Source organism: Chelatococcus asaccharovorans (assembly GCF_003201475.1).
Lineage (GTDB): Bacteria > Pseudomonadota > Alphaproteobacteria > Rhizobiales > Beijerinckiaceae > Chelatococcus > Chelatococcus asaccharovorans.
In genome coordinates, this window is sequence record NZ_QJJK01000009.1 from 66622 (window position 1) to 87151 (window position 20530).

Below are 20530 nucleotides of genomic sequence, written 5' to 3' on the forward strand. Positions count from 1 at the left end.
GGCGCGATGCATCTCCTGCCGGTGACGGCTGTCGGGCTCGATCAGGCGGAGACGCCGATCGACCTCGGCCAGACGCCGGCGGAGATGGTGATCCTCTCCTTCACCGACACGGACCTGGCTGCGCTCGCCACGGCCCATGAGCGCGCCGGCAAATCCCTGCCGACGCTGCGGCTCGCCAATCTCCAGCGCCTCAGGCATCCCCTGTCGGTCGATCTCTATGTGGAGGAGGTCGTCGACAAGGCGCGGATCGTCGTGATGCGCTGCCTCGGCGGGCTCGACTATCTCGACTACGGCCTCAACGAGATCGCTGCGAGCTGCGCCCGGCGCGGTGCCATCCTCGTGGCGCTCGCCGGCGACGACCGCCCGGACGAGCGCCTCGCCGCCCTGTCGCACGCCGACGGCGAGCTCTACGATGCGCTGGACGGCTATTTCCGCGCCGGCGGGGTGGACAATTGCGGCGCGGCGCTTGCGCTGATGGCCAATGCGCTCGGCGCCTCACTGCCCGTGCCGCCGCCTCAGCCGGTACCGGCGGCTGGAGTCTTTGCGCTGGAAGCGCCCGTTTCACCTCTCCCCGGTGGGGAGGGGCGGGATGGCCCGTGTGTCATCCCCGGCGTCGCGGAGCGACGGGAAGGGGATCCAACCCCAGGTTTTCCCGGCTTAGTCGCCGCAGGTCAGGCGGTCGCATGGATCCCCTTCCCTCGGGCTGACGCCCTCGCCGGGGATGACACGGGCGCGCCGGTTGTTTCACCTCTCCCCGGTGGGGAGAGGTCGGACGCGCAGCGTCCGGGTGAGGGGGGTGGAAGCACCGCCGCCGATCCCTCCCCGTCAAGGGAGGGTGGCGCCGCAGGCGCCGGGTGGGGGCCCGGCCTTCGCTCGCGTCAAGACAATCGCACGCTGGCCCCACCCGACCTTGCCGGGGGCAAGGCCACCCTCCCCTGGAGGGGAGGGATCACGGAGCCCCTTTCGGAGGATGGCGCGCAGGCCTCTCCGACAGCGCTCATCATTGTCTACCGCTCGGTCTATCTCGCGGGCGACACGGCGCCGATCTCGGCGCTGGCCGCGGCGCTGGCGGAACGGGGCCTCACCCCTGTCGCGCTCTTCGTCTCCAGCCTGAAGGATCCAGAGGCGATTGCGGTGGTCGAGGCGGCGATCGACCGGGAGAGGCCGGCGGTGATCCTGAACACGACGGCTTTCTCGGCGCAGCGGAATGAGGGCGGCAGCGTGCTCGATCGCGCCGATTGCCCTGTGCTGCAGGTGATCCTGGCCGGCGCGCCGCGCGCGGCCTGGGACGAGAGCCCGCGTGGGCTCGGCGCCGCCGATTTCGCCATGAACGTCGCCCTGCCGGAGATCGATGGGCGGCTCACGACGACGGCGATCTCCTTCAAGGCCGAGGCGCCGGCCAACCCCGCGCTCGAATTCGCCGTCGTGCGCCACGCGCCCGACCCGGCCCAGATCGCGCTCGTCGCGGACCGGGCGGGGGGCTGGGTGCGGCTCGCCCGGACACCGCCCGCGGCGCGGCGGATCGCGGTGATCGTCGCCGACTACCCCTCGCGCGGCGGGCGTACCGGCTATGCGGTCGGCCTCGACACCGGCCGCAGCGCCGCCAACGTGCTGACCTGGCTGGCCGCGGCCGGCTATGCCGTGGACAGCACGATCCCGGCCGAGGCCATCCTGCCGCGGCTGGAGGCCGGTGCGGAGCGCGCCAACCTCAGCCTGGCCGCCTATCGGGACTGGCTCGCGGCGACACCCCCGGCCTTCCGCGATCCGGTGATGGCCGCCTGGGGCGCGCCGGGGGACGACCCGGCGGTCGCGGACGGGCATTTTGCCTTCCCCGTCATCAGGGCCGGCCATGGGGTGCTGGCGCTGCAGCCGGAGCGCGGGCGAGACGCCGACCGCAGGGCGAGCTATCATGACCCGGCGCTGCCGCCGCGCCATGCCTATTGCGCCTTCTATGCCTGGCTTGCGCTTGGCCGGCCGGGCGGCGGCGAGGAGGTCGATGCGATCGTCCATCTCGGCACCCATGGCACACTGGAATGGCTGCCCGGCAAGACGGCCGCGCTGTCACCTGCCTGCGCGCCGCAGGTGCTGACGGGCGCGCTGCCGGTGATCTATCCCTTCATCGTCAACAATCCCGGCGAGGCGGCGGTGGCGCGCCGGCGGATCGGTGCGGTCACCATCGGCCATCTCACACCGCCCATCTCGGAGGCGGGGCTCCATGGCGCCTCGGCCGAGCTCGAGGCGCTCGTCGACGAATATGCGGCCGCCGACGGGCTCGATACGAAGCGCCAGCGGCTCCTGAAATCCGCCATCGTCGACAAGGCGCGCGAGACGGGGCTCGCCGCCGAATGCGGGGCGGAAGGGAGCGACGACGACACGCTGATCACGGCCCTCGATGCCTGGCTGTGCGACCTGAAGGAATTCGCCATCCGCGACGGCCTGCATGTGCTGGGCGAGGCGCCTCCACCTGCTTCGAGTGCTGCCATGGCGGCCCTGATGGGGGAGGCGGAGGCGGAAGCGCGCCTGCGGATCGCGGCCTCGCCGCAGGCGGAAAAGGCTGCGCTTCTCGCGGCGCTCGCCGGGCGTTTCGTGCCGCCGGGCCCGGCAGGTGCGCCGACGCGCGGGCGGCTCGACGTGCTGCCGACGGGGCGCAATCTCACCGGGCTCGACCCGCGCGCCATCCCGACCCGCACGGCGCTTGCCATCGGCGAACGGGCGGCGGCGGAGGTGCTGCGACGCTATCTGCAGGACCATGGCGACTGGCCGCGCGCGCTCGTCATGGACCTCTGGGCCTCGATGACGCTGCGCACCGGCGGCGACGACCTCGCCGAGGCGCTCACGCTGATGGGCGCCCGCCCGCGCTGGGACCATGCCTCGAACCGCGTCACCGGCGTCGAGATCGTGCCCGGGCCGCGCCTGGACCGGCCGCGCATCGACGTGACGCTGCGCATTTCCGGCCTGTTCCGGGATGCCTTCGCGCAACAGATCACCCTGTTCGACCAGGCGGTCAGGGCGATCGCGGCGCTCGACGAGGAGGATGATTTCAACCCGCTCGCGGCCGCGCGGCGGCGCGGCGAGCCGCTCGATCGCATTTTCTCCGGCGCGCCCGGCACCTATGGCGCGGGCGTGTCCGCGCGGGTGCTCGACGGGGACTGGTCGGGGCGAGAGGCCCTCGGTGAGGGCTATCTCGCGGCCGGCGGCTATGCCATCGGCGCCGATGGGGCTGCACGGGCGGCGCCGGATGCGTTCCGGGAGCGCGTGCGGACCGCCGATGCCTTGGTGCATGCCCGCGACGACGGCGAGCGCGACGCGCTCGACACCGAGGACGTGGCCGATTTCGTCGGCGGCTTTGCGGCGGCGGCCGCGGCGCTCGGCGCGAGCCCCGCGCTCATCCATCTCGACACGAGCCGGCCGGATGCGCCGCGGGCGCGGCTGATGAGCGAGGAAATCGCCCGCATCGCCCGCAGCCGCCTCGCCAATCCGCGCTGGATCGCCGGGCAATTGCGCCATGGCTATCGCGGCGTTGCCGAGCTCGCGCAGGGGGTCGACGCGCTCTATGCCTTCGCGGCCACCTCGAATGCGGTCGGCCAGCGGCCCTTCGCGCTGGTGTTCGACGCCTATGTGGCCGACGAGGCCGTGTGGTCGGCGATCCTGGACGCCAATCCCGCCGCCGCCCGCGCCATCGCCGCGCGCTTTGCCGATGCCCTGCAGCGCGGCCTGTGGCAGCCCCGCCGCAATTCCATCTATGCGCGTCTCGCTGCCGCTCTCGGCAATCGCCCCGAGGCCGCGGAATGAGCGCGGCGACCGATGCCGATCGCCGGCGCGGCTGGTGCCCAGGCGCCTTGCGCCCGATGGCGACCGGCGACGGGCTCATCGTGCGGCTGCGCCTCACCGCTGGTTTTCTGCCGGTGGGAACCGCGCGGCTGATCGCCGATCTCGCCGCGCGCCACGGCAACGGGCTGATCGACCTGAGCAGCCGCGCCAATCTGCAATTGCGCGGCGTGACGGAGACAAGCCTTGATCCCCTGCTGGACGAACTGGCGCAAGCCGGCCTCCTCGACGAGAGCCCGGCGCATGAGGCCGCGCGCAACGTGCTGGCGAGCCCGCTGTCGGATTGCGATCCAACAGCTTTATGTGATGCGCGCTCGGCGGCACGGGCGCTGGAAGCGGCACTGATGGGGCAGGGGGAGGGGGTTTCCGATCCCAGGCGGGGTTTACCCCCACCCCTTACCCCTCCCCGCAAGGGGGAGGGGCGCGGCGCCGGCGAGATTTCAAGTCCGCCCTTTGTGCGGCTGGAAGCGGAGCCGAAGCCAACGGTCAATGAGCCGAGGCCGACTGCTGTTGAATATTCGCGACATCAACCGCTCCCCTCCCCCTTGCGGGGAGGGGTGAGGGGTGGGGGACCGCTGCCGCTGCCGGCCAAGTTCTCCTGGATCGTCGATGACGGCGGCGCGCTGGCGCTGGATCAGATTGCCGCCGACGTGCGCTTTCGCGCTTTCATCCACGATGGCGAAACACTATGGGCGATCGGTCTCGATGCGCGGGAGGGGATCGACTGGGTCGGTGCGTGTCCCCTGGTGGACATGCCGGATGTGGCCCGCCTGATCGGCTGCGCCTTTGTCGAAGCAATGGCGCGGGACCCCGGCCTGCGCCGTATGCGCCAGTGCGATGCGGCGGCGCGGCAGGCCCTTCTAGGCGGGCTGAAACTTGAACCATTACGGGGTTTTCTCCCTCACCCCGACCCTCTCCCCACCGGGGAGAGGGTCGGGGTGAGGGGGCCTGCGACCGTCGGTATTCACCCCATGGCACAGGACCGGGCCGTGCTGACGCTGGCCCTGCCGTTTGGGCGCATGGCCGCGCGGCAGCTCGCCCTGATCGCCGACATGGCCGAGGGGGACAACAGCGGCGCGTTGCGGCTCGGGCCGTGGCGGCAGATCCATTGGCCGGGGATCGCGGCGGAGCGGGCGGCCGCGCTGATGGGCAGGGCAGCGGCCGCCGGTTTCATCACGGATGCCGGGGATGCGCGGCTTGCCATCATCGCCTGTCCGGGCGCGCCGGCCTGCGCCAGCGGGGAGATGCCGGCGCAGGCGGATGCGGCGCGCATCGCCGCGGCGGCGCCGGGTCTCGCCGGGGCCGGCTTCGGCCTCCATGTCTCCGGCTGCGTCAAGGGCTGCGCGGCGCAGGCGACGGCGGGGCGCCATCCACCGGGCCTGACGCTCGTCGGCGCGGGGGGGCGTTACGAAGTGATGCGTGGCGGCGTAACCCATGCTAGGCCCATCGTCGCGCTCGGCGCGGCCGAGGCGGCGGAGGGACTGGCGCGCCTCGCCGCCCATTGCCGGGCGCAGGGCGGCGCGGCTGCGCTGGCGGCGCTGGGCGACAGGGAATTGGCAGGAATGTTCGTGGCGTCTGATGGCTGACATACAGGGTTCCAATCGCGACTACATTCGCGACGGTGACGAGATCTACCGGCGGTCCTTCGCCATCATCCGGTCCGAGGCGCGGCTTGCGCGCTTCACGCCGGTCGAGGAGCGCGTGGCCGTGCGCATCATCCACGCCTCGGGCATGGTCGAGGTGGCCGACGACATCGCCATGACCCCGGATTTCGCCGAGACCGCGCGGGCAGCGCTGCGGGCCGGCGCGCCCATCCTCTGCGATTCCAAGATGGTCGCGAACGGCATCACGCGCGCACGCCTGCCGGCCGATAATGCGGTGATCTGCACGCTCGACGATCCCTCCGTGCCGGATCTCGCCCGCCGCATCGGCAATACCCGCAGCGCCGCTGCGCTGGACCTGTGGCGCGCGCATCTCGCTGGCGCCGTCGCCGTCTTCGGCAATGCGCCGACGGCGCTGTTCCGCCTGCTCGAGATGCTGGATGCCGGCGCGCCTCGGCCGGCCGCCGTCATCGGCCTGCCGGTCGGCTTCGTCGGCGCGGCTGAATCGAAGGAAGCGCTCATCGCCGATGGCCGGGTGCCGGCACTCGTCGTGAAGGGGCGCAAGGGCGGCAGTGCCATGGCGGCGGCGGCCGTCAATGCGCTCGCGAGGGACGCCGAGTGAGCTTGCCCCCCATCAGATCCGGCACGCTCTATGGCGTCGGCCTCGGCCCCGGCGAGCCCGATTACATGACGCTGAGGGCGGCCCGCGTGATCGCAGACGCGGACATCATCGCCTTCTTCGCCAAGCGCGGGAGGCCCGGCCATGCGCGCACCATCGCCGCGGAGCTGATCGGGGCGGGGCGGCGCGAGATGCCGCTGATCTACCCGATGACCACGGAAATGCCGGCGGATTCCGACGCATACCGGACAAGCCTCGCGGCTTTCTATGAGGAGAGCGTGGCGACGCTGGTTGCCGAGCTCTGCCGTGGTGCGAGCGTCGCCGTGCTCTGCGAGGGCGACCCGTTCTTCTATGGCTCCTTCATGCATCTGTGGCGGCGGCTCTACGGCCGCTGGCCCGTGGAGGTGGTGCCGGGGGTCTCCGGCATGTCCGGCGGCTGGACGCGCGCGGCCGCGCCCATCACCTGGGGCGACGACATCCTGACGGTGCTGCCGGCGACCTTGCCGGAGGAGGCGCTGGCGACACGTCTTGCCGCGACGGACGCGGCGGTCATCATGAAGCTCGGGCGGCATCTGCCGAAGGTGCGGCGGGCCCTGGAGACCGCCGGCATCGCCGACCGCGCCATCTATGTCGAGCGCGCCACCATGGCCGACGAGCGCATCATGCCGCTCACGGCGCTCGCCGGCGACGATGCACCCTATTTCGCCATGGTGATCGTGCCGGGCGAGGGCAGGCGGCCATGAGTGAGGCCATGACCGGAGATATGATCGCGGAGAATGCCGGCTGGCTCGTGGTGGTGGGGCTCGGCCCCGGACCTGATCGCTGGATCACGCCGGCCGTGTCTGCCGTGATCGAGGCCGCGACCGATATCATCGGCTATGGCCCCTACACGGCGCGGCTGCCGGTTCAGCCGGGCCGCACCGTCCACGCCAGCGACAACCGCGTCGAGATCGAACGCGCGCGGCACGCCCTGGAGCTCGCCGGCGCAGGCCGTCGCGTCGCGGTGGTGTCGGGTGGTGATCCCGGTGTCTTCGCCATGGCGGCGGCGGTTTTCGAGGCGATCGAGCACGGGCCGGCCGCATGGCGCGCACTCGATATCCGCGTCGAGCCGGGCGTGACGGCCATGCTGGCGGCGGCGGCCCGGGTCGGCGCGCCGCTCGGGCACGATTTCGCGGCGATCTCGCTGTCCGACAACCTGAAGCCCTGGGACATCATCCTCAAGCGCCTCAGGCTCGCGGCGGAGGCGGATCTCGTCATCGCGCTCTACAATCCCGTCTCCCGCGCGCGGCCCGACAAGCTGCGCGAAGCCTTTGCCGTCCTTGGCGCCATCCGCGCGGGGGATACGCCGGTTATCATGGCCCGCGCCGTGGGGCGCCCGGACGAGCGCATCGCACTGACGACGCTTGGCGAGGCTGCCGAGGTCGAGGCCGATATGGCGACCGTCGTCATCATCGGCTCGTCGGAGACCCGTCTCATTGCGCGCGAGGGCGTGCCCTTCGTCTATACGCCGCGCAGCTACGGAGCCGGACGGTGAGACGCGGCCCAGGCCAATGCCTCTTCCGGCTCATCGACTGTCGGGACGTCGGGCTTGGCCGGCCGCGCCACCATCACGACCGGCAGACCGAGATGGCGTGCGGCGACGAGCTTGGCGGCGGTCGCCGCGCCGCCGGCATTCTTGGTGACGAGCACGTCGATGGCATGGGCGCGCATCAGCGCTTCCTCATCCGCCAGGGCGAACGGGCCGCGCGCCGCGATGAAGCTTGCCTGGGGGGCGGTGAAGCCGTCCGGCGCGTCGATGCTGCGGACGACATAATGGTGCTGTGGGGCGGCATTGAAGGCGGCGAGCTCCTGCCGCCCGATGGTGAGGAAGACGCGTCGCGGCGCAGGTCCGAGCGCGGCCGCGGCCGCCGCCATGGCGGGCACCACCTGCCAGCGGTCGCCGGGTTCGGGGCTCCACGCCGGGCGGGTGAGCCGGGCAAGCGGGATGCCCTGCCTCGCGCAGGCTTGCGCCGCATGGGCCGAGATCCGCGCGGCGAAGGGATGCGTGGCGTCGATGACGGCATCGATCCGCGCCGCCTCGAGATAACGCACCAGCCCGTCCACGCCGCCGAAGCCGCCCACACGGAGCGGGATCGGCGCCGGCGCCGGCTCCCGCGTCCGGCCGGCGAGCGACAGCACCGGGGCGATATCCGGCCTGCCGGCGACCAGCGCCGCGAGGCGGCTCGCCTCGGTCGTTCCGCCGAGGATCAGAATGTTGAGCGCCACCGCGGGGCGCGGCGTGATGGAGGAGCTTGAGGCCATGTCGGCTCGCGATATCCTGTCTCCGCCCCCCGTGTCGAGCCTGTCCTCGACTGCGCCCTGGCTCGCCATCGTCGGCATCGGCGAAGATGGCCTCGACGGCCTCAATGCCGCCGCCCGCCGTTTCGTTGAGGGCGCGGACCTCGTGGTTGGCGGGCAACGTCATCTCGCGCTCGCCGCGCCGCTCGTCAAGGGCGAAACGCTCGCCTGGCCGAGCCCGATCCATGAGGCGTTTCCCGCGATCCTGGCCCGGCGCGGCACGCCGGTCTGCGTGCTCGCGAGCGGCGATCCCTTCTGCTACGGCATCGGCAGCCTGCTCGCCCAGCAGGTGCCGGCGGCGGAGCTTCAGGTGATGGCGCAGCCGTCGGCCTTCAGCCTCGCGGCCGCACGCCTCGGCTGGGCCTTGCAGGACGTCGCCACCATCAGCCTGCATGGGCGTCCGTTGGCGCGCGTCAGGCTGCTGCTGCAACCGGGCGCCCGCATCCTGGCGCTGGCCTGGGACGGCACCACGCCGGCAAAGCTCGCCGCGCTCCTGCGGGAGGGCGGGTTCGGTGCCTCGCGGATCACCACGCTCGAATGCCTGGGCGGTCCGCGGGAGCGTATACGCGCGACCACGGCTGCGGATTTCGACGGCGGTAATTGTGATCCGCTGGTCACCATCGCGCTGGAGGTCGTGGCGGGCCGTGAGGCGCGCGTCATTCCGCTCGCGCCGGGGCTGGACGACGGATTCTTCGCCCATGACGGGCAGATCACCAAACGCGAAATCCGGGCGTTGGCGCTGAGCGCGCTGGCGCCGCGCCAGGGGGAGCTTCTCTGGGATGTCGGCGCGGGGTCGGGCTCCGTCGGCATCGAGTGGATGCTGCGCCATCCCTCGCTCAAGGCCATCGCCATCGAGGCGAAGGAGGAGCGCGCCGCGCGTATCCGCGCCAATGCCGAGGCTCTCGGGGTGCCGGATCTCGCCGTGGTGCGGGGTGAGGCGCCGGCGGCACTTGCCGGGCTGACGCCGCCGTCCGCCATCTTCATCGGCGGCGGCGCGAGCCGCCCCGGGGTGATCGAGGCCTGCTGGCAGGCCTTGCCCGAAGGAGGCCGCCTCGTCGTCCACGCGGTGACGCTGGAAACCGAGACGCTTCTCACGGGCGCTCAGGCGCGCTATGGCGGTGACCTGCTGCGCTGCGCGCTTGAGCGCGCCGAGCCGATCGGCCGGTTTCGCGGCTGGAGGGCGGCAATGCCGGTAATGCAGTGGCGGGTCGAGAAACGGTGCATATCGTGAGAAATGTGATTGCCGGTTTCGGCTTCCGGCAGCGTGCGACCCTCGACGATTTCGGTGCCGCGCTCGACGCTGCGCTGGCCGATGCGGGCGTTGCGGCCGAGGATCTTGCCGAAATCGCCGTTGCCCGTGCCAAGCGCAGCGCCATCGTCGAGGCTTTCGCGCTGCGGCGGGGCCTTACGCTGGTCGTCCTCTCGGAAATGGATCTGCACGCCGCGAGCGACCGATGCCTCTCCCTGTCGACGCGGGCGATGGGCGCCCTCGGCGTGCCGAGCGTCGCAGAGGCGGCGGCGCTCGCCGCCGCGGGTGAGGGCGCGCGGCTGATCCGGCCGCGCATCAAGACCGCCACCGTCACCTGCGCCCTGGCACGCCGCGTACAACCATAAGGATCAGGCCGTGACCGTCCATTTCATCGGCGCCGGACCCGGCGCGCCTGATCTCATCACGGTGCGCGGCCGTGATCTCGTGGCGCAGAGCCGGGTCTGCCTTTACGCCGGCTCGCTCGTCCCGCGCGAGGTGCTGACCTGGTGCCCGCCCGGCGCGCGCATCATCGATACGGCGCCCCTGTCGCTCGACCAGATCATCGCGACGATTGCGGATGCGCATGCGGCGGGAGAGGACATCGCCCGTCTGCATTCTGGCGATCTCTCCATCTGGAGCGCCATGGGCGAGCAGCTGCGGCGCCTCCGCGCGCTCGCTATTCCCTATACGATCACGCCCGGCGTGCCGGCCTTCGCCGCCGCCGCGGCGGCGCTCGGACAGGAGCTGACGCTGCCGGGCGTCGCGCAGTCCGTGGTGCTGACCCGGACCTCCGGGCGCGCGACTGCCATGCCGGAGAGGGAGACGCTCGCCGCCTTCGCCGCGACGGGCGCGACGCTCGCCATCCATCTCTCGATCCATGTGCTCGACACGGTCGTGGCCGAGCTCACGCCCCACTACGGGGAGGATTGCCCCGTCGCCGTCGTGGCGCGGGCAAGCTGGCCCGAGGAGCGCATCCTGCGCGGCACCTTGGGCACGATCACCGGCCTCCTCGCCGCTGATCCGGTCGAGCGGACGGCGACGATCTTCGTCGGACCCGTCCTCGGCGCGGAGGATTTCCGCGAAAGCGCGCTCTATGGCGAGCACTATGTCAGGCGCTTTCGCGGTGCGGGGACGTGAGAGGGCATAACGCCGTGTCATCGAGGCGCCACGTGCCGCCGGGAAAGAGACAAGAGAGCCGACGCGTTGATCCCTCCCCTTGAAGGGGAGGGATCGGCCCGTCGCGACCGCGTTGACAGCAAGCCGGTTCCGTGTCGCGCCGAAAGCCAAGCTCGCCCCTCGTGCGCAGCCTTACGATTCGGTCTATAGCAGCGCAATGATACGTCCCTCGACCGATCCAGCCTCCCTGCCAATCTCCCTGCAAGCGCTGACGCCCGCTTTCGCGGTGGGCGAGGTGTGGCTCGTGGGCGCGGGGCCCGGCGATCCGGGATTGCTGACGCTGCATGCGGTCAACGCCTTGGCGCAGGCGGATGCCATCGTCTATGACGCGCTCGTCGATCCGCGCGTGCTCGGCTTGGCGCGACCCGGTACCCTCCTTGAGTTCGCCGGCAAGCGTGGCGGCAAGCCCTCACCACAGCAGGCCGACATCACGCGCCGTCTCATCGCCTTGGCCCGGGAGGGCCGGCGGGTCCTCAGGCTGAAGGGCGGGGATCCCTTCGTCTTCGGGCGCGGCGGGGAGGAGGCGCTTGCGCTGGTGGAAGCAGGCATTCCTTTCCGTATCGTGCCGGGGGTGACGGCAGGGCTTGGCGGGCTCGCCAGCGCGCTCATTCCCGCGACGACCCGCGGCACCAACCAGGCCGTGGTGCTCGCCACCGGCCATGCGGCGGCGGGCTCCGAGGAGGATCTCGACTGGGCCGCACTCGCCCGCCTGCGCCAGCCGCTCGTGCTCTACATGGCGGTGGCCAACCTGCCGCGCATTGCCGACGCGCTCATGGCCGGCGGGGCCGATCCGGCAACGCCCGTCGCGATCGTCGCGTCCGCCACGCTGCCATCCGAACAGATTCTGGAAACGACGCTGGACGCTGCCGCCGAAGCCTTGGCGGCGGCCGGCATCGCGGCACCGTCGATCGTCGCCATCGGCTCCATCGTCGGCCTGCGGGCGCGGCTCAGGGGCTTGACGGAGGGCATGACGGCGTGACGGTACCCGCGATGCCTCCCGGCCTGCTCGTCGCCGCGCCGCGCTCCGGCGCCGGCAAGACCACGGTGACGCTTGGCCTCATGCGCGCTTTGGCGCGTCGCGGGCTCAGGGTCGCGCCGGTGAAATGCGGGCCGGACTATATCGATCCCGCCTTCCACGCGGTCGCGGCGGGTCGCGGCGGCGTCAATCTCGACAGCTGGGCGATGGGTGCCGGTCTTCTCGATGCGCTCATTGCCGGCCAGTCCGCCGATGCCGATCTGGTGCTGGGCGAAGGGCTGATGGGCCTGTTCGACGGGGTGCCCGGCGAGCCGGGGCGCACCGGATCGAGCGCCGATATCGCGGCCCTCGTGGGATGGCCCGTGCTGCTGGTGCTCGATATTTCCGGCCAGTCGCAGTCGGCCGCGGCGATGGCGCTCGGCGCGGCGCGCTATGACCCGCGCATCACGATCGGCGGGGTGATCCTCAACAAGGTCGGCAGCGAGCGCCATAGACGGCTTGCCGCCGAGGCGATCGAGGCGGTTGGCCTCCCTGTGCTCGGCGCGCTGCCGCGCGGCGCGGTGACGCTGCCGGAACGGCATCTCGGGCTCGTGCAGGCGCGCGAGACGGCAGAGCTCGAGACGCAGCTGGAGGCGTTGGCCGATCTCGTCGAAGCGCATGTCGACATCGCGGCGGTGCAGGCCTTGGCGCGGAGCGGCCCGCGCGTCGCGGCGCCGGAAGGCCTGCGCGTCGCCGTGCCGCCGCCGGGCCAGCGTATCGCCATCGCCGACGACGCCGCTTTCTCCTTCGTCTATCCGCATATCGCGATGGGTTGGCGCGCCGCCGGTGCGGAACTTGTGCCGTTCTCGCCCTTGGCCGACGAGGCGCCGGGCGACGACTGCGACGTCTGCTGGCTGCCCGGCGGCTATCCCGAGCTCCACGCCGGCCGGCTCGGCGCCAACGGGCATTTCCGCGCGGGCCTTGCCGCCTTCGCCGCGACCCGTCCGGTGCACGGCGAGTGCGGCGGCTATATGGTGCTGGGCGAGGCGCTGGTCGACGCGGAGGGCGTCAGCCACCCCATGGCGGGGCTGCTGCCGCTGGTGACGAGCTTCGCCAAACGCAAGCTCAATCTCGGCTATCGCATCGCCACCTTCACGGCGCCGACGCCCTTCGCGCCCGCCGGCGCGGTGGCGCGGGGCCATGAGTTCCACTACGCCAGCATCCTGTCCCCCCCTGCGCCGGCCCCCCTGGCCGAGGTCGGGGACGCCTACGGCAACAGGCTCGCGCCGGCCGGGCACAGGGTCGGCCATGTCTCCGGCTCGTTCTTCCACATCATCGAGGTGGTGACGTGATCGAGGTCGTGTCCTGATGGCTGACGCGGCCGTGCCGAGTCCTGACAGGCAGAGCGCTGGCAGGCGCAGTGCCGACAGGTTGCTCGCCGTGCAGGTGCTGCGTGCGCTGGCAGCACTGATGGTCGTGGTGCATCACGCGCAATACGACGCGGGGGCGCTCGCCGGGCGGCTTGGCCTTGCCTTTGCGCCGAGCCATCTCCTGCCGTGGCTGTCGGGCGTCGACATCTTCTTCGTCATCTCCGGCTTCGTGATGGTGCACGCCTCCCGGCCGCTCTTCGGCACGGCGGGGGCCTGGAGCATCTTTCTGAGCCGGCGCATCGTGCGCATCGTGCCACTCTATTGGGGTGTCACGACGCTCTATCTGGCCGTGGCGATCGTACTGCCGCAGGTGCTGAACAGCGGCTGGCCAAGCCTCTGGCAGATCGTCGCGTCCTATCTCTTCATCCCGGCGATGCGCGCCGACGGCGCCGTCCAGCCCATCTACTCGCTCGGCTGGACGTTGAATTTCGAGATGTTCTTCTATCTCGTCTTCGCGGCCGCCATCGCCTTGCCGCGGCGGCATGCGGTGCTCGCGGTCTCGCTGGGGCTCGCCTTGCTCGTTGCTTCGCGCGCCTTCGTCGTCTGGCCGCTGCCGGTCGCCTATTGGTCCGATCCGATCGTGCTCGAATTCGTGCTCGGCATGGGGGTCGCGATGATCCGCGAGACGGGGCTGCGCCTCGGTGGCGTGGCGCGCGCGGCGCTGGTCATCGGCGGCTTCGGCCTGCTCCACCTTGACCTGTCGGCCGCCGATGGCACGGCGCTGCCGCAGTTCATCGGCTATGGCGGGCCCGCCGCGATGCTGGTGGCCGCCGCCGTGCTCGGACGGCCTAATCAGCGACCACCGGCAGTCGAACGAGCTTTGGTCGCGATGGGCGATGCATCCTACGCCCTCTATCTGCTGCACCCCTTCGCGATTCGTGCCCTGCGCGAGGTCTTCGCGCGCAGTCCGCTCGGGGGATGGCTCGGTCCCTGGGGCTTCGTGGCGGCCTGTCTGGTCGCCGCCAGCCTTCTCGCGCTGGCCGTCTACCAGTGGCTGGAGCGGCCCGTTCATCAGTATCTGAGGGCGCGTCTCACGTCACGGCGATCAGCGGGGCCTTGAGCGCCTGCACCAGATCCTTGGGGGCGATGGGGAAATTGGCGAAGGGCGTGCCGGCCGCCGCCCAGACCACATCGAAGGCCATCAGGTCCTGGTCGATATAGGTCGCTATATCCGTCGCATGGCCGAAGGGCGGAATGCCGCCGATGGCAAAGCCGGTGAGTTCGCGCACGCGGGCGGCGTTGGGACGTTTCAGGCCCTCGCCGAGGATCGCGGTGACGCCGGTCTCGTTGACGCGGTTCTGCCCGGACACGAGAAAGAGATAAGGCTTGCCCGTTTCCGCGCCTTCGAAGATGAGCGACTTGACGATCGCCCCCACCGCAACGCCGTGCACGAGCGCTGCCTCCTCGGCGGTGCGCGTCGTCTGCGTGGTGGTATGGACGTCCAGCGTCAGGCCGAGCCGGGCGGCGGCCGCGACGACCGTCCGGGCGCGCTCAGGCAGGGGCGAGGACGCGTTGTCCTGACTCAGCATATCCATCGCGAAGGAGCCTTCATCTCATTGCCGGGGATCCGGAGCGGCAGCCTATAAGTGCCGTCGCAAAAGGGGAAGGGCGGGTGGCGGACGAACCGCGGGACAGGTCGCCGGACCGGCGCTTCAGTCCACAACCATCTCGCCGATCTGGCCGATCGTGGCCGTTTCAACGTCGAGCGCCCGTGCGCGCACGCGCGGCGCGTCCACGCCGCGGGTGCGGATGGTAAAGCGCGAGCCTTGGCCATCCTCCGCGATGTCGATGAGGTGATAGCCGGCACGATGGGTGAACAGGCCGCGCACCGCCGAGCAGGACGGCGCGCCGAGGATCGGGACCGGCTTATGCGGCCCCCTGATGCGCACCAGCGAGGTACGATGGTTGTGGCCGTGCAGAATGAGCTCGGCGCCGGTGCGGGCGATGACCGCCTGGAAGGCGTCGGCGTCGGTGAGCTGCCGGCCGGCCTTCGCGCCCTCGTAATAGGGCGGATGGTGCAGCATGACGATGCGGCAGAGACCCTCGCGCCCGAGGCCGGACAGGATCTCGCCCATGGCGGCGAGCTGCCTGTCGCCGAGCGTGCCGCTCGCCACAAAGGGGAGCGTCGGCACCGCCGAGGACAAGCCGACGAGCGCCACGCCCCCTCTGCGCCGGACATAGGGGAAGGACGGCATGGCGCCCTCTTTCGCATCGTCGGACAGCATCCAGGGCGCGATGGTGCGAATCAGCGCCTTCAGCGCGCCGCGCACATAGGCATCGTGATTGCCGGGCACGAAGCTCACGTAGTCCGGAGCGCCGAGCCGTTCCAGGAAGGCGCGGGCCACGGGAAATTCAGCGGCGAGCCCGATATTGGTGATGTCGCCGGTCAGCGCGATGTGGTCGGCCTTCTGCGCCTCCATATCCGCGATGATCCTGTCGAGGAGCGGCATGTCATGGATCGCCGCGCGGCCGCGCCGCCAGTTGACATAGCCGGTGAAGCGCTTGCCCATCAGCTCCCTGAGCTTGGGCGAGGGCAGCGGGCCGATGTGCGGATCAGAGATATGGGCCAGGAGCATGCGCGGTGAAGATCATCGATTGCGGAAGGCCACAGTGAAACTTCGCCCGCTTGCTCCGGGAAGAGAGGGCGTGCGAGGCGCTCAAGCCTGGTGTCCTTACAACGTGAGCGCAACGCTGAGAAGACCCTGCGCTTCGCCGCGCATGGTTCATTTGCCGCATCACCCGGCTTGCCGGCGGCCGGAGGCGGGGCGAAGCCCATTGATGGATCGGCCATTTGAGCCGGCTTGCCGGCGGCCGTGAGGAGCGGTTCACGCCCAGGCCGCAAGGGTCCGTGTATCCTATCGGACACTCAGCACTATCTCGTGTCGTCGGCCTCGTGATAGAAGCCAGCTCCAGTCATCCGGAACAGTCTGTTTTGCGTCTCATCTACGCTATCATGCATCTGTATTGGCGCTTCACGCGCGGCTTGACGCTTGGCGTCCGTGCCGTCGTGCTCGACACGGAGAACAGGGTTTTCCTCGTGCGCCACAGCTATGTGAAGGGTTGGCACCTGCCCGGCGGGGGCGTGGAACCGGGCGAGACCCTCGTCGAGGCGTTGAAGCGTGAACTCGAGGAGGAAGGCAATATCCTCCTGACCGGACGGCCGGCGTTGCACGGGGTTTTTCTCAACGGCCGCGCGCCCAATCGTGATCACGTGGCGATCTTTCTGGTGCGCAAGTTCCATCAGAGCGCGCCGCGGCGCGGCGATGCCGAGATCGTCGAGACGGGGTTCTTTTCGCTCGACGCTCTGCCGGAGGGCACCACCGAGGGCACCCGCGCCCGCATTCTCGAGATCAAGGCCGGGCTGCCCGCCGCCGCCCTATGGTGAGGACGGCCTGAAGCTGTCCACCGCCGGCAGGCGTTCCCTGTCGTGCGGGCTCGTGAAGTCGAGGGCCGGACCGGCGGGCACGATGCGCGTCGGGTTGATGGTGGTGTGGCTGCCGTAGTAGTGGCGTTTGATATGGGTGATGTCGACCGTCTCGGCGACGCCAGGAATCTGGTATAACTCTTTCAGATAATTCGATAAATTGGGATAGTCGGCGATGCGGCGCAGGTTGCATTTGAAATGCCCGACATAGACCGCATCGAAGCGCACCAGGGTCGTGAACAGCCGCCAGTCCGCTTCCGTCAGCCGTGAACCCGCGAGATAGCGCTGGCGCGACAGGCGCTCCTCGACCGTGTCGAGCGCCTGGAATAGGGTCGCGAAGGCTTCCTCATAGGCCTCCTGCGTCGTGGCGAAGCCGGCGCGATAGACCCCGTTGTTGATGGCGCGATAGACGAAGGCGTTGGTCGCGTCGATCTCCTCGCGCAACGCCGCGGGGTAGAAGTCGTAGGCGACATCGGTGAAGGCGGCGAAGGCGCCGTTGAACATCCGGATGATCTCGGCCGATTCGTTGCTCACGATCGTCTGCCGCTCGCTATCCCACAGGACGGGGACGGTGACACGGCCGGAATAGTCGTGCTTGGCCTTCACATAGATTTCATAGAGATAGCGGGCGTGGTTGACCGTATCGGGCACGACGCCCGACCCTTCCGTGAAGGTCCATCCGTGCTCGGCCATGAGCGGGGCGACAACGGACAGCCCGATCAGTCCGTCGAGCTTCTTGAGCTTGCGGAGGATGAGCGTGCGATGCGCCCAGGGGCAGGCCAGCGAGACATAGAGGTGGTAGCGGCCGGGTTCCACCTTGAAGCCGCCGCCGCCTGTCGGGCCCGGCGCGCCGTCAGCGGTCACCCAGTTGCGGAAGGCCGAATCCTGGCGCTCGAAGCGGCCGCCGGTCCTGGTCGTGTCATACCAGCGATCTTGCCATTGGCCTTCAACCAGCATTCCCATGCATCCTCCTCCTGTTGCCGTGCCATTCTTGCATGATATGGCGACGATCCGTCATGAGACGTAGATCTGGGCGTAGATCATGGGGCCTGCATGATGAGGCGTAGACGCGGGCGTCTCTCCATGCTAGAGGCCGCGCCACTTCATGTGGCTTCAGATCTTTCGGGATGTAACGGCCGTGCGCCAGGTGAGTTTGCAGCGACGACGATAAGGCTCAGTGCCCTGCGGCTTTCGCCGCGCGCGAACGCGTGGTTGGCCGCACGATCCGTCCCATTGCTGCTACCCCCCGTCCTTGACGGTTGCCGAGAGACCTCGCCATGACCGATCTCAAACTCAATTTGCGCCGCGAACTGCCCGAAGACGGCCACGCCGTCGAGAAGCTGCACGAGCGCGCCTTCGGGCCCGGCCGCTTCGCGCGGACGGCCTTTCGGCTGCGTGAGGGCGTGCCGCCGGTCGCCCGTCTGTCCTACACGGCGCTGGTCGGCACGCTGATCGTGGGGTCGGTGCGCCTCACCGAGGTTCGCGTCACGACCGGGGACAAGGTCCTCATGCTCGGGCCGCTGACGGTTGATCCCGCCTTCCACGACAGGGGTATCGGCGCGGCCCTCATGCGCCTGTCGCTGGATGCCGCGCGCGAGGACGGCTATCGGCTCGTCATCCTGGTGGGCGACGAGCCCTATTACAGCCGCTTCGGCTTCAAGGTCGTGCCGCCGGGCAAGCTGAAGCTGCCGGGACCGGTGGATGACCGGCGCTTCCTGTTCTGCCCGCTGGTGCCTGACGCCATGGAGACGACCGAGGGGATGGTGCTCCCGGCAGCCTGACCTGGCGCGGAAGGCGGCCCAGGCGCGGGCCTGCCTCGCCGTCGATCAGCGTCGCTAGCTTCGCCGCCGCCTTTGGCCTTCGACGAGCCAGGCCGCGAGAACGACGCCCGCCAGGAGGGCAAGGCCTGCGAAGCCGAGCCCGAGCGGCACCACCGTCACGCCGCGGACGATCGCGCTGTCGCTCGGCTTGAGGCCGATCCAGTCCCCGCCGGAAAAGCGCGAACCGCTGGACACCGTCAGTACGCGCGGAATGTCCATGCCGCTGCCGTTGGGCGCGATGCGACGCGCGCTTCCCCCGGTCTCGCGCGTGATCGGCTCAAGCCGGCCGGTATCGCTGAAGACATCGGCGAGCTCGCGCGGGTTTTCCGGCCCGACGCTGACGAAGGCCGTCAAATCGCCGCTCGTCAGCCGGTAGAGGCCGAGTTCGCTGACCGTCGCGCTCGACGTGAACAGTCCGGGTGCGCCGGGGCGCATGACGAGCTCGCGCTCCTCGCCGCCCGGCGCGAACAAGCGCACAGGCGGCGGCTGATCCGCCATGGTCTGCCGCTCGACGCTGATGGTCGTGCCGCGGGCCGAGGCGCGCAGCGCCTCCTCCTCGAGCTCCGGCTCCTTCATCATCCAATGGGCGAGCCGGCGCAGCAGGTCGACATGGGGCCCGCCGTTCTCGAAGCCCCGCGCCCATAGCCAGACGTGGTCCGACAGAAGCAGCGCGACCCGGCCCTTCCCCTCCCGGTTGAGGACGAGAAGCGGCCGCTCCTCCGCGCCCGCCATCACCACCGCGCCGCCGCGCACGTTGGAGCCGAGCAGGCGCAGCCACTCGCCCCAGCTCGGCGGCTCGCTGTCGCCGCCCGGCAGTTCGCGGGTCACCGGATGGCGGCTCCCGGCCGCGGTCACATCGGCGCGGAAGGGGCGCTCGACGATGCGGCCATCGGGGGTGGCGGGGAGCACCGCGCCGAGGGAGGTGCGGGCGAGGCTGGCGGAACTCGCAAATTCCGGTCCCGCCGCGACGAGAAGGGCGCCGCCGTCCTGCACGAACTGGACGATATTGTCGTAGTACATCGACGGCAGCACGCTCTGGTTGGCGTAGCGGTCGAAGATGATGAGATCGAAATCCTTGATGCGCTGCTGGAACAGTGCGCGCGTCGGGAAGGCGATCAGCGACAGCTCGTTGATCGGCGTGCCGTCCTGCTTCTCCGGCGGGCGCAGGATGGTGAAATGCACCAGGTCCACATTGGCATCGGACTTCAGGAGGTTGCGCCAGGTGCGCTCGCCGGGATGCGGCTCGCCCGAGACGAGCAGGACGCGGAGCTTGTCGCGCACGCCCTCAATGGTCACGACCTGGCGGTTGTTCGCGGTGGTGAGCTCGCCGGGCATGGCGTCCACCTCGACCTCGACGATATTCGGGCCGCCATGTTCGATGCGAACGGGGATGGACAGGGGCGCGTCGGCCAGGATTTCCCGCGTCAGAAGCACCTGCCCGTCGCGGCGCACGGTGAGCCGCATGCGGCCGTTGCCGCCGCGCTCGGAGGCCTGCACGCGCAGGATCTGGTCGCGGCCGACGATGCCGAAGCGCGGCGCCTCGATGAGGGCGACGCGCCGGTCGCGCTCGTCGGGCCGTCCCGTGATCAGGGCGTGCAGCGGCGCCTTGAAGCCCATCTGGTCGGCATTGGCCGGGATGTCATGCACCACACCGTCGGTGACCATGATGGCGCCCGCGACGCGTTCGGCCGGGACGTCGGCCAGCGCCCGCCCGAGCGCCGTGAACAGGCGTGTGCCTTCGTCGCCTGCGCCATCCGGCACATCGACGATGCGCGTCTCGATATCCGGCAGCTGGGCGAGCCGTTGTTCGAGGGCGCTGGCGGCCGCGTCGGTCTGGGCGCGGCGATCGCCGAGCTGCTGCGAACCGCTGCGGTCCACCACGACGACGGCGATATCCTTCGCCTTCTCACGATTTTCCTGGACGATGGCGGGATTGGCGAGGCCGGCCAGAAGCAGCGCCAGCGCGAGCGCACGGACGATGGCCACGGTCCCGCGCGCGAGCACCGCCACCACCACGGCGATGGCCACGAGAGCGGCCAGGCCGTAGATGACGGAGAGCGGCACGAGCGGCGAGAAGCTCAGGCTCAGCAT

At 70.4% G+C, this 20530-nt stretch carries 18 protein-coding genes; 13 read left to right on the forward strand and 5 right to left on the reverse strand.

Annotated features, from left to right (window positions below; all coding sequences use genetic code 11):
- Positions 1-6: 6 nt before the first annotated feature.
- The 5 genes from cobN to cobJ are packed head-to-tail and all read left to right on the forward strand — an operon-like array spanning position 7 to position 7582.
- On the forward strand, positions 7-3792 hold the full coding sequence (gene cobN, locus C7450_RS21125) for a cobaltochelatase subunit CobN (RefSeq protein ID WP_110376448.1): 3786 nt from the start codon (positions 7-9) through the stop codon (positions 3790-3792).
- Positions 3789-5414 carry a hypothetical protein gene (locus tag C7450_RS21130; RefSeq protein ID WP_110376449.1) on the forward strand — a complete coding sequence of 542 codons (1626 nt, stop codon included), beginning with the start codon at positions 3789-3791 and terminating at the stop codon, positions 5412-5414. Before cobN ends, C7450_RS21130 begins: the two co-directional genes overlap by 4 nt.
- Positions 5407-6051, forward strand: a complete 645-nt coding sequence (locus C7450_RS21135) for a precorrin-8X methylmutase (protein ID WP_110376450.1) — start codon at positions 5407-5409, stop codon at positions 6049-6051. The genes C7450_RS21130 and C7450_RS21135 overlap by 8 nt, the downstream gene beginning before the upstream one ends.
- Positions 6048-6791 (forward strand): precorrin-2 C(20)-methyltransferase, encoded by a 744-nt coding sequence (locus C7450_RS21140; protein WP_110376451.1) that lies wholly within the window; start codon positions 6048-6050, stop codon positions 6789-6791. The genes C7450_RS21135 and C7450_RS21140 overlap by 4 nt, the downstream gene beginning before the upstream one ends.
- Before the next feature lie 8 nt (positions 6792-6799).
- Complete coding sequence (cobJ, locus tag C7450_RS21145) at positions 6800-7582, forward strand: precorrin-3B C(17)-methyltransferase (RefSeq protein WP_110376647.1); 783 nt, start codon at positions 6800-6802, stop codon at positions 7580-7582.
- Here cobJ and C7450_RS21150 read toward each other — a convergent pair.
- Positions 7564-8349, reverse strand: a complete 786-nt coding sequence (locus C7450_RS21150; protein ID WP_110376452.1) for a cobalt-precorrin-6A reductase — start codon at positions 8347-8349, stop codon at positions 7564-7566. The two genes, cobJ and C7450_RS21150, sit on opposite strands and share 19 nt — an antisense overlap.
- Between C7450_RS21150 and cbiE the strand changes: the two genes are divergently transcribed.
- The 6 genes from cbiE to C7450_RS21180 all read left to right on the forward strand — a co-directional run bounded on the left by cbiE (position 8348) and on the right by C7450_RS21180 (position 14255).
- Positions 8348-9616 (forward strand): precorrin-6y C5,15-methyltransferase (decarboxylating) subunit CbiE, encoded by a 1269-nt coding sequence (gene cbiE, locus C7450_RS21155; protein ID WP_110376453.1) that lies wholly within the window; start codon positions 8348-8350, stop codon positions 9614-9616. The two genes, C7450_RS21150 and cbiE, sit on opposite strands and share 2 nt — an antisense overlap.
- Positions 9613-9999 carry a cobalamin biosynthesis protein gene (locus C7450_RS21160; protein WP_170147353.1) on the forward strand — a complete coding sequence of 129 codons (387 nt, stop codon included), beginning with the start codon at positions 9613-9615 and terminating at the stop codon, positions 9997-9999. The genes cbiE and C7450_RS21160 overlap by 4 nt, the downstream gene beginning before the upstream one ends.
- Before the next feature lie 10 nt (positions 10000-10009).
- Positions 10010-10771 (forward strand): precorrin-4 C(11)-methyltransferase, encoded by a 762-nt coding sequence (gene cobM, locus C7450_RS21165; RefSeq protein ID WP_110376455.1) that lies wholly within the window; start codon positions 10010-10012, stop codon positions 10769-10771.
- Positions 10772-10883: 112 nt separating this feature from the next.
- Positions 10884-11789, forward strand: coding sequence for a uroporphyrinogen-III C-methyltransferase (gene cobA / locus C7450_RS21170; RefSeq protein ID WP_245450016.1), 906 nt, complete (start codon positions 10884-10886; stop codon positions 11787-11789).
- An 11-nt stretch (positions 11790-11800) separates the two neighbouring features.
- Positions 11801-13117 carry a cobyrinic acid a,c-diamide synthase CobB gene (locus C7450_RS21175; protein ID WP_110376456.1) on the forward strand — a complete coding sequence of 439 codons (1317 nt, stop codon included), beginning with the start codon at positions 11801-11803 and terminating at the stop codon, positions 13115-13117.
- A 16-nt stretch (positions 13118-13133) separates the two neighbouring features.
- On the forward strand, positions 13134-14255 hold the full coding sequence (locus C7450_RS21180; protein ID WP_245450018.1) for an acyltransferase family protein: 1122 nt from the start codon (positions 13134-13136) through the stop codon (positions 14253-14255).
- Here the strand turns inward: C7450_RS21180 and C7450_RS21185 are convergent.
- Positions 14227-14730 (reverse strand): YbaK/EbsC family protein, encoded by a 504-nt coding sequence (locus C7450_RS21185; protein WP_245450020.1) that lies wholly within the window; start codon positions 14728-14730, stop codon positions 14227-14229. The genes C7450_RS21180 and C7450_RS21185 overlap by 29 nt on opposite strands.
- 117 nt (positions 14731-14847) lie before the next feature.
- A complete protein-coding gene (locus C7450_RS21190; RefSeq protein ID WP_110376457.1) occupies positions 14848-15771 on the reverse strand; it encodes a metallophosphoesterase family protein in 924 nt (307 codons plus the stop codon).
- Between the two features lie 377 nt (positions 15772-16148).
- Here C7450_RS21190 and C7450_RS21195 point away from each other — a divergent pair, with 377 nt between their 5' ends.
- A complete protein-coding gene (locus C7450_RS21195; RefSeq protein WP_110376651.1) occupies positions 16149-16580 on the forward strand; it encodes an NUDIX domain-containing protein in 432 nt (143 codons plus the stop codon).
- Here the strand turns inward: C7450_RS21195 and C7450_RS21200 are convergent.
- Positions 16572-17582 (reverse strand): glutathione S-transferase family protein, encoded by a 1011-nt coding sequence (locus C7450_RS21200; protein WP_110376458.1) that lies wholly within the window; start codon positions 17580-17582, stop codon positions 16572-16574. The genes C7450_RS21195 and C7450_RS21200 overlap by 9 nt on opposite strands.
- A gap of 314 nt (positions 17583-17896) precedes the next feature.
- On the opposite strand from C7450_RS21200, the gene C7450_RS21205 reads away from it, so the two are divergent.
- Positions 17897-18400: a GNAT family N-acetyltransferase gene (locus C7450_RS21205; RefSeq protein WP_110376459.1), complete on the forward strand. Its 504-nt coding sequence runs from the start codon at positions 17897-17899 to the stop codon at positions 18398-18400.
- 54 nt (positions 18401-18454) lie between these two features.
- On the opposite strand, the gene C7450_RS21210 is transcribed toward C7450_RS21205, so the two are convergent.
- Positions 18455-20530 carry a hypothetical protein gene (locus tag C7450_RS21210; protein ID WP_110376460.1) on the reverse strand — a complete coding sequence of 692 codons (2076 nt, stop codon included), beginning with the start codon at positions 20528-20530 and terminating at the stop codon, positions 18455-18457.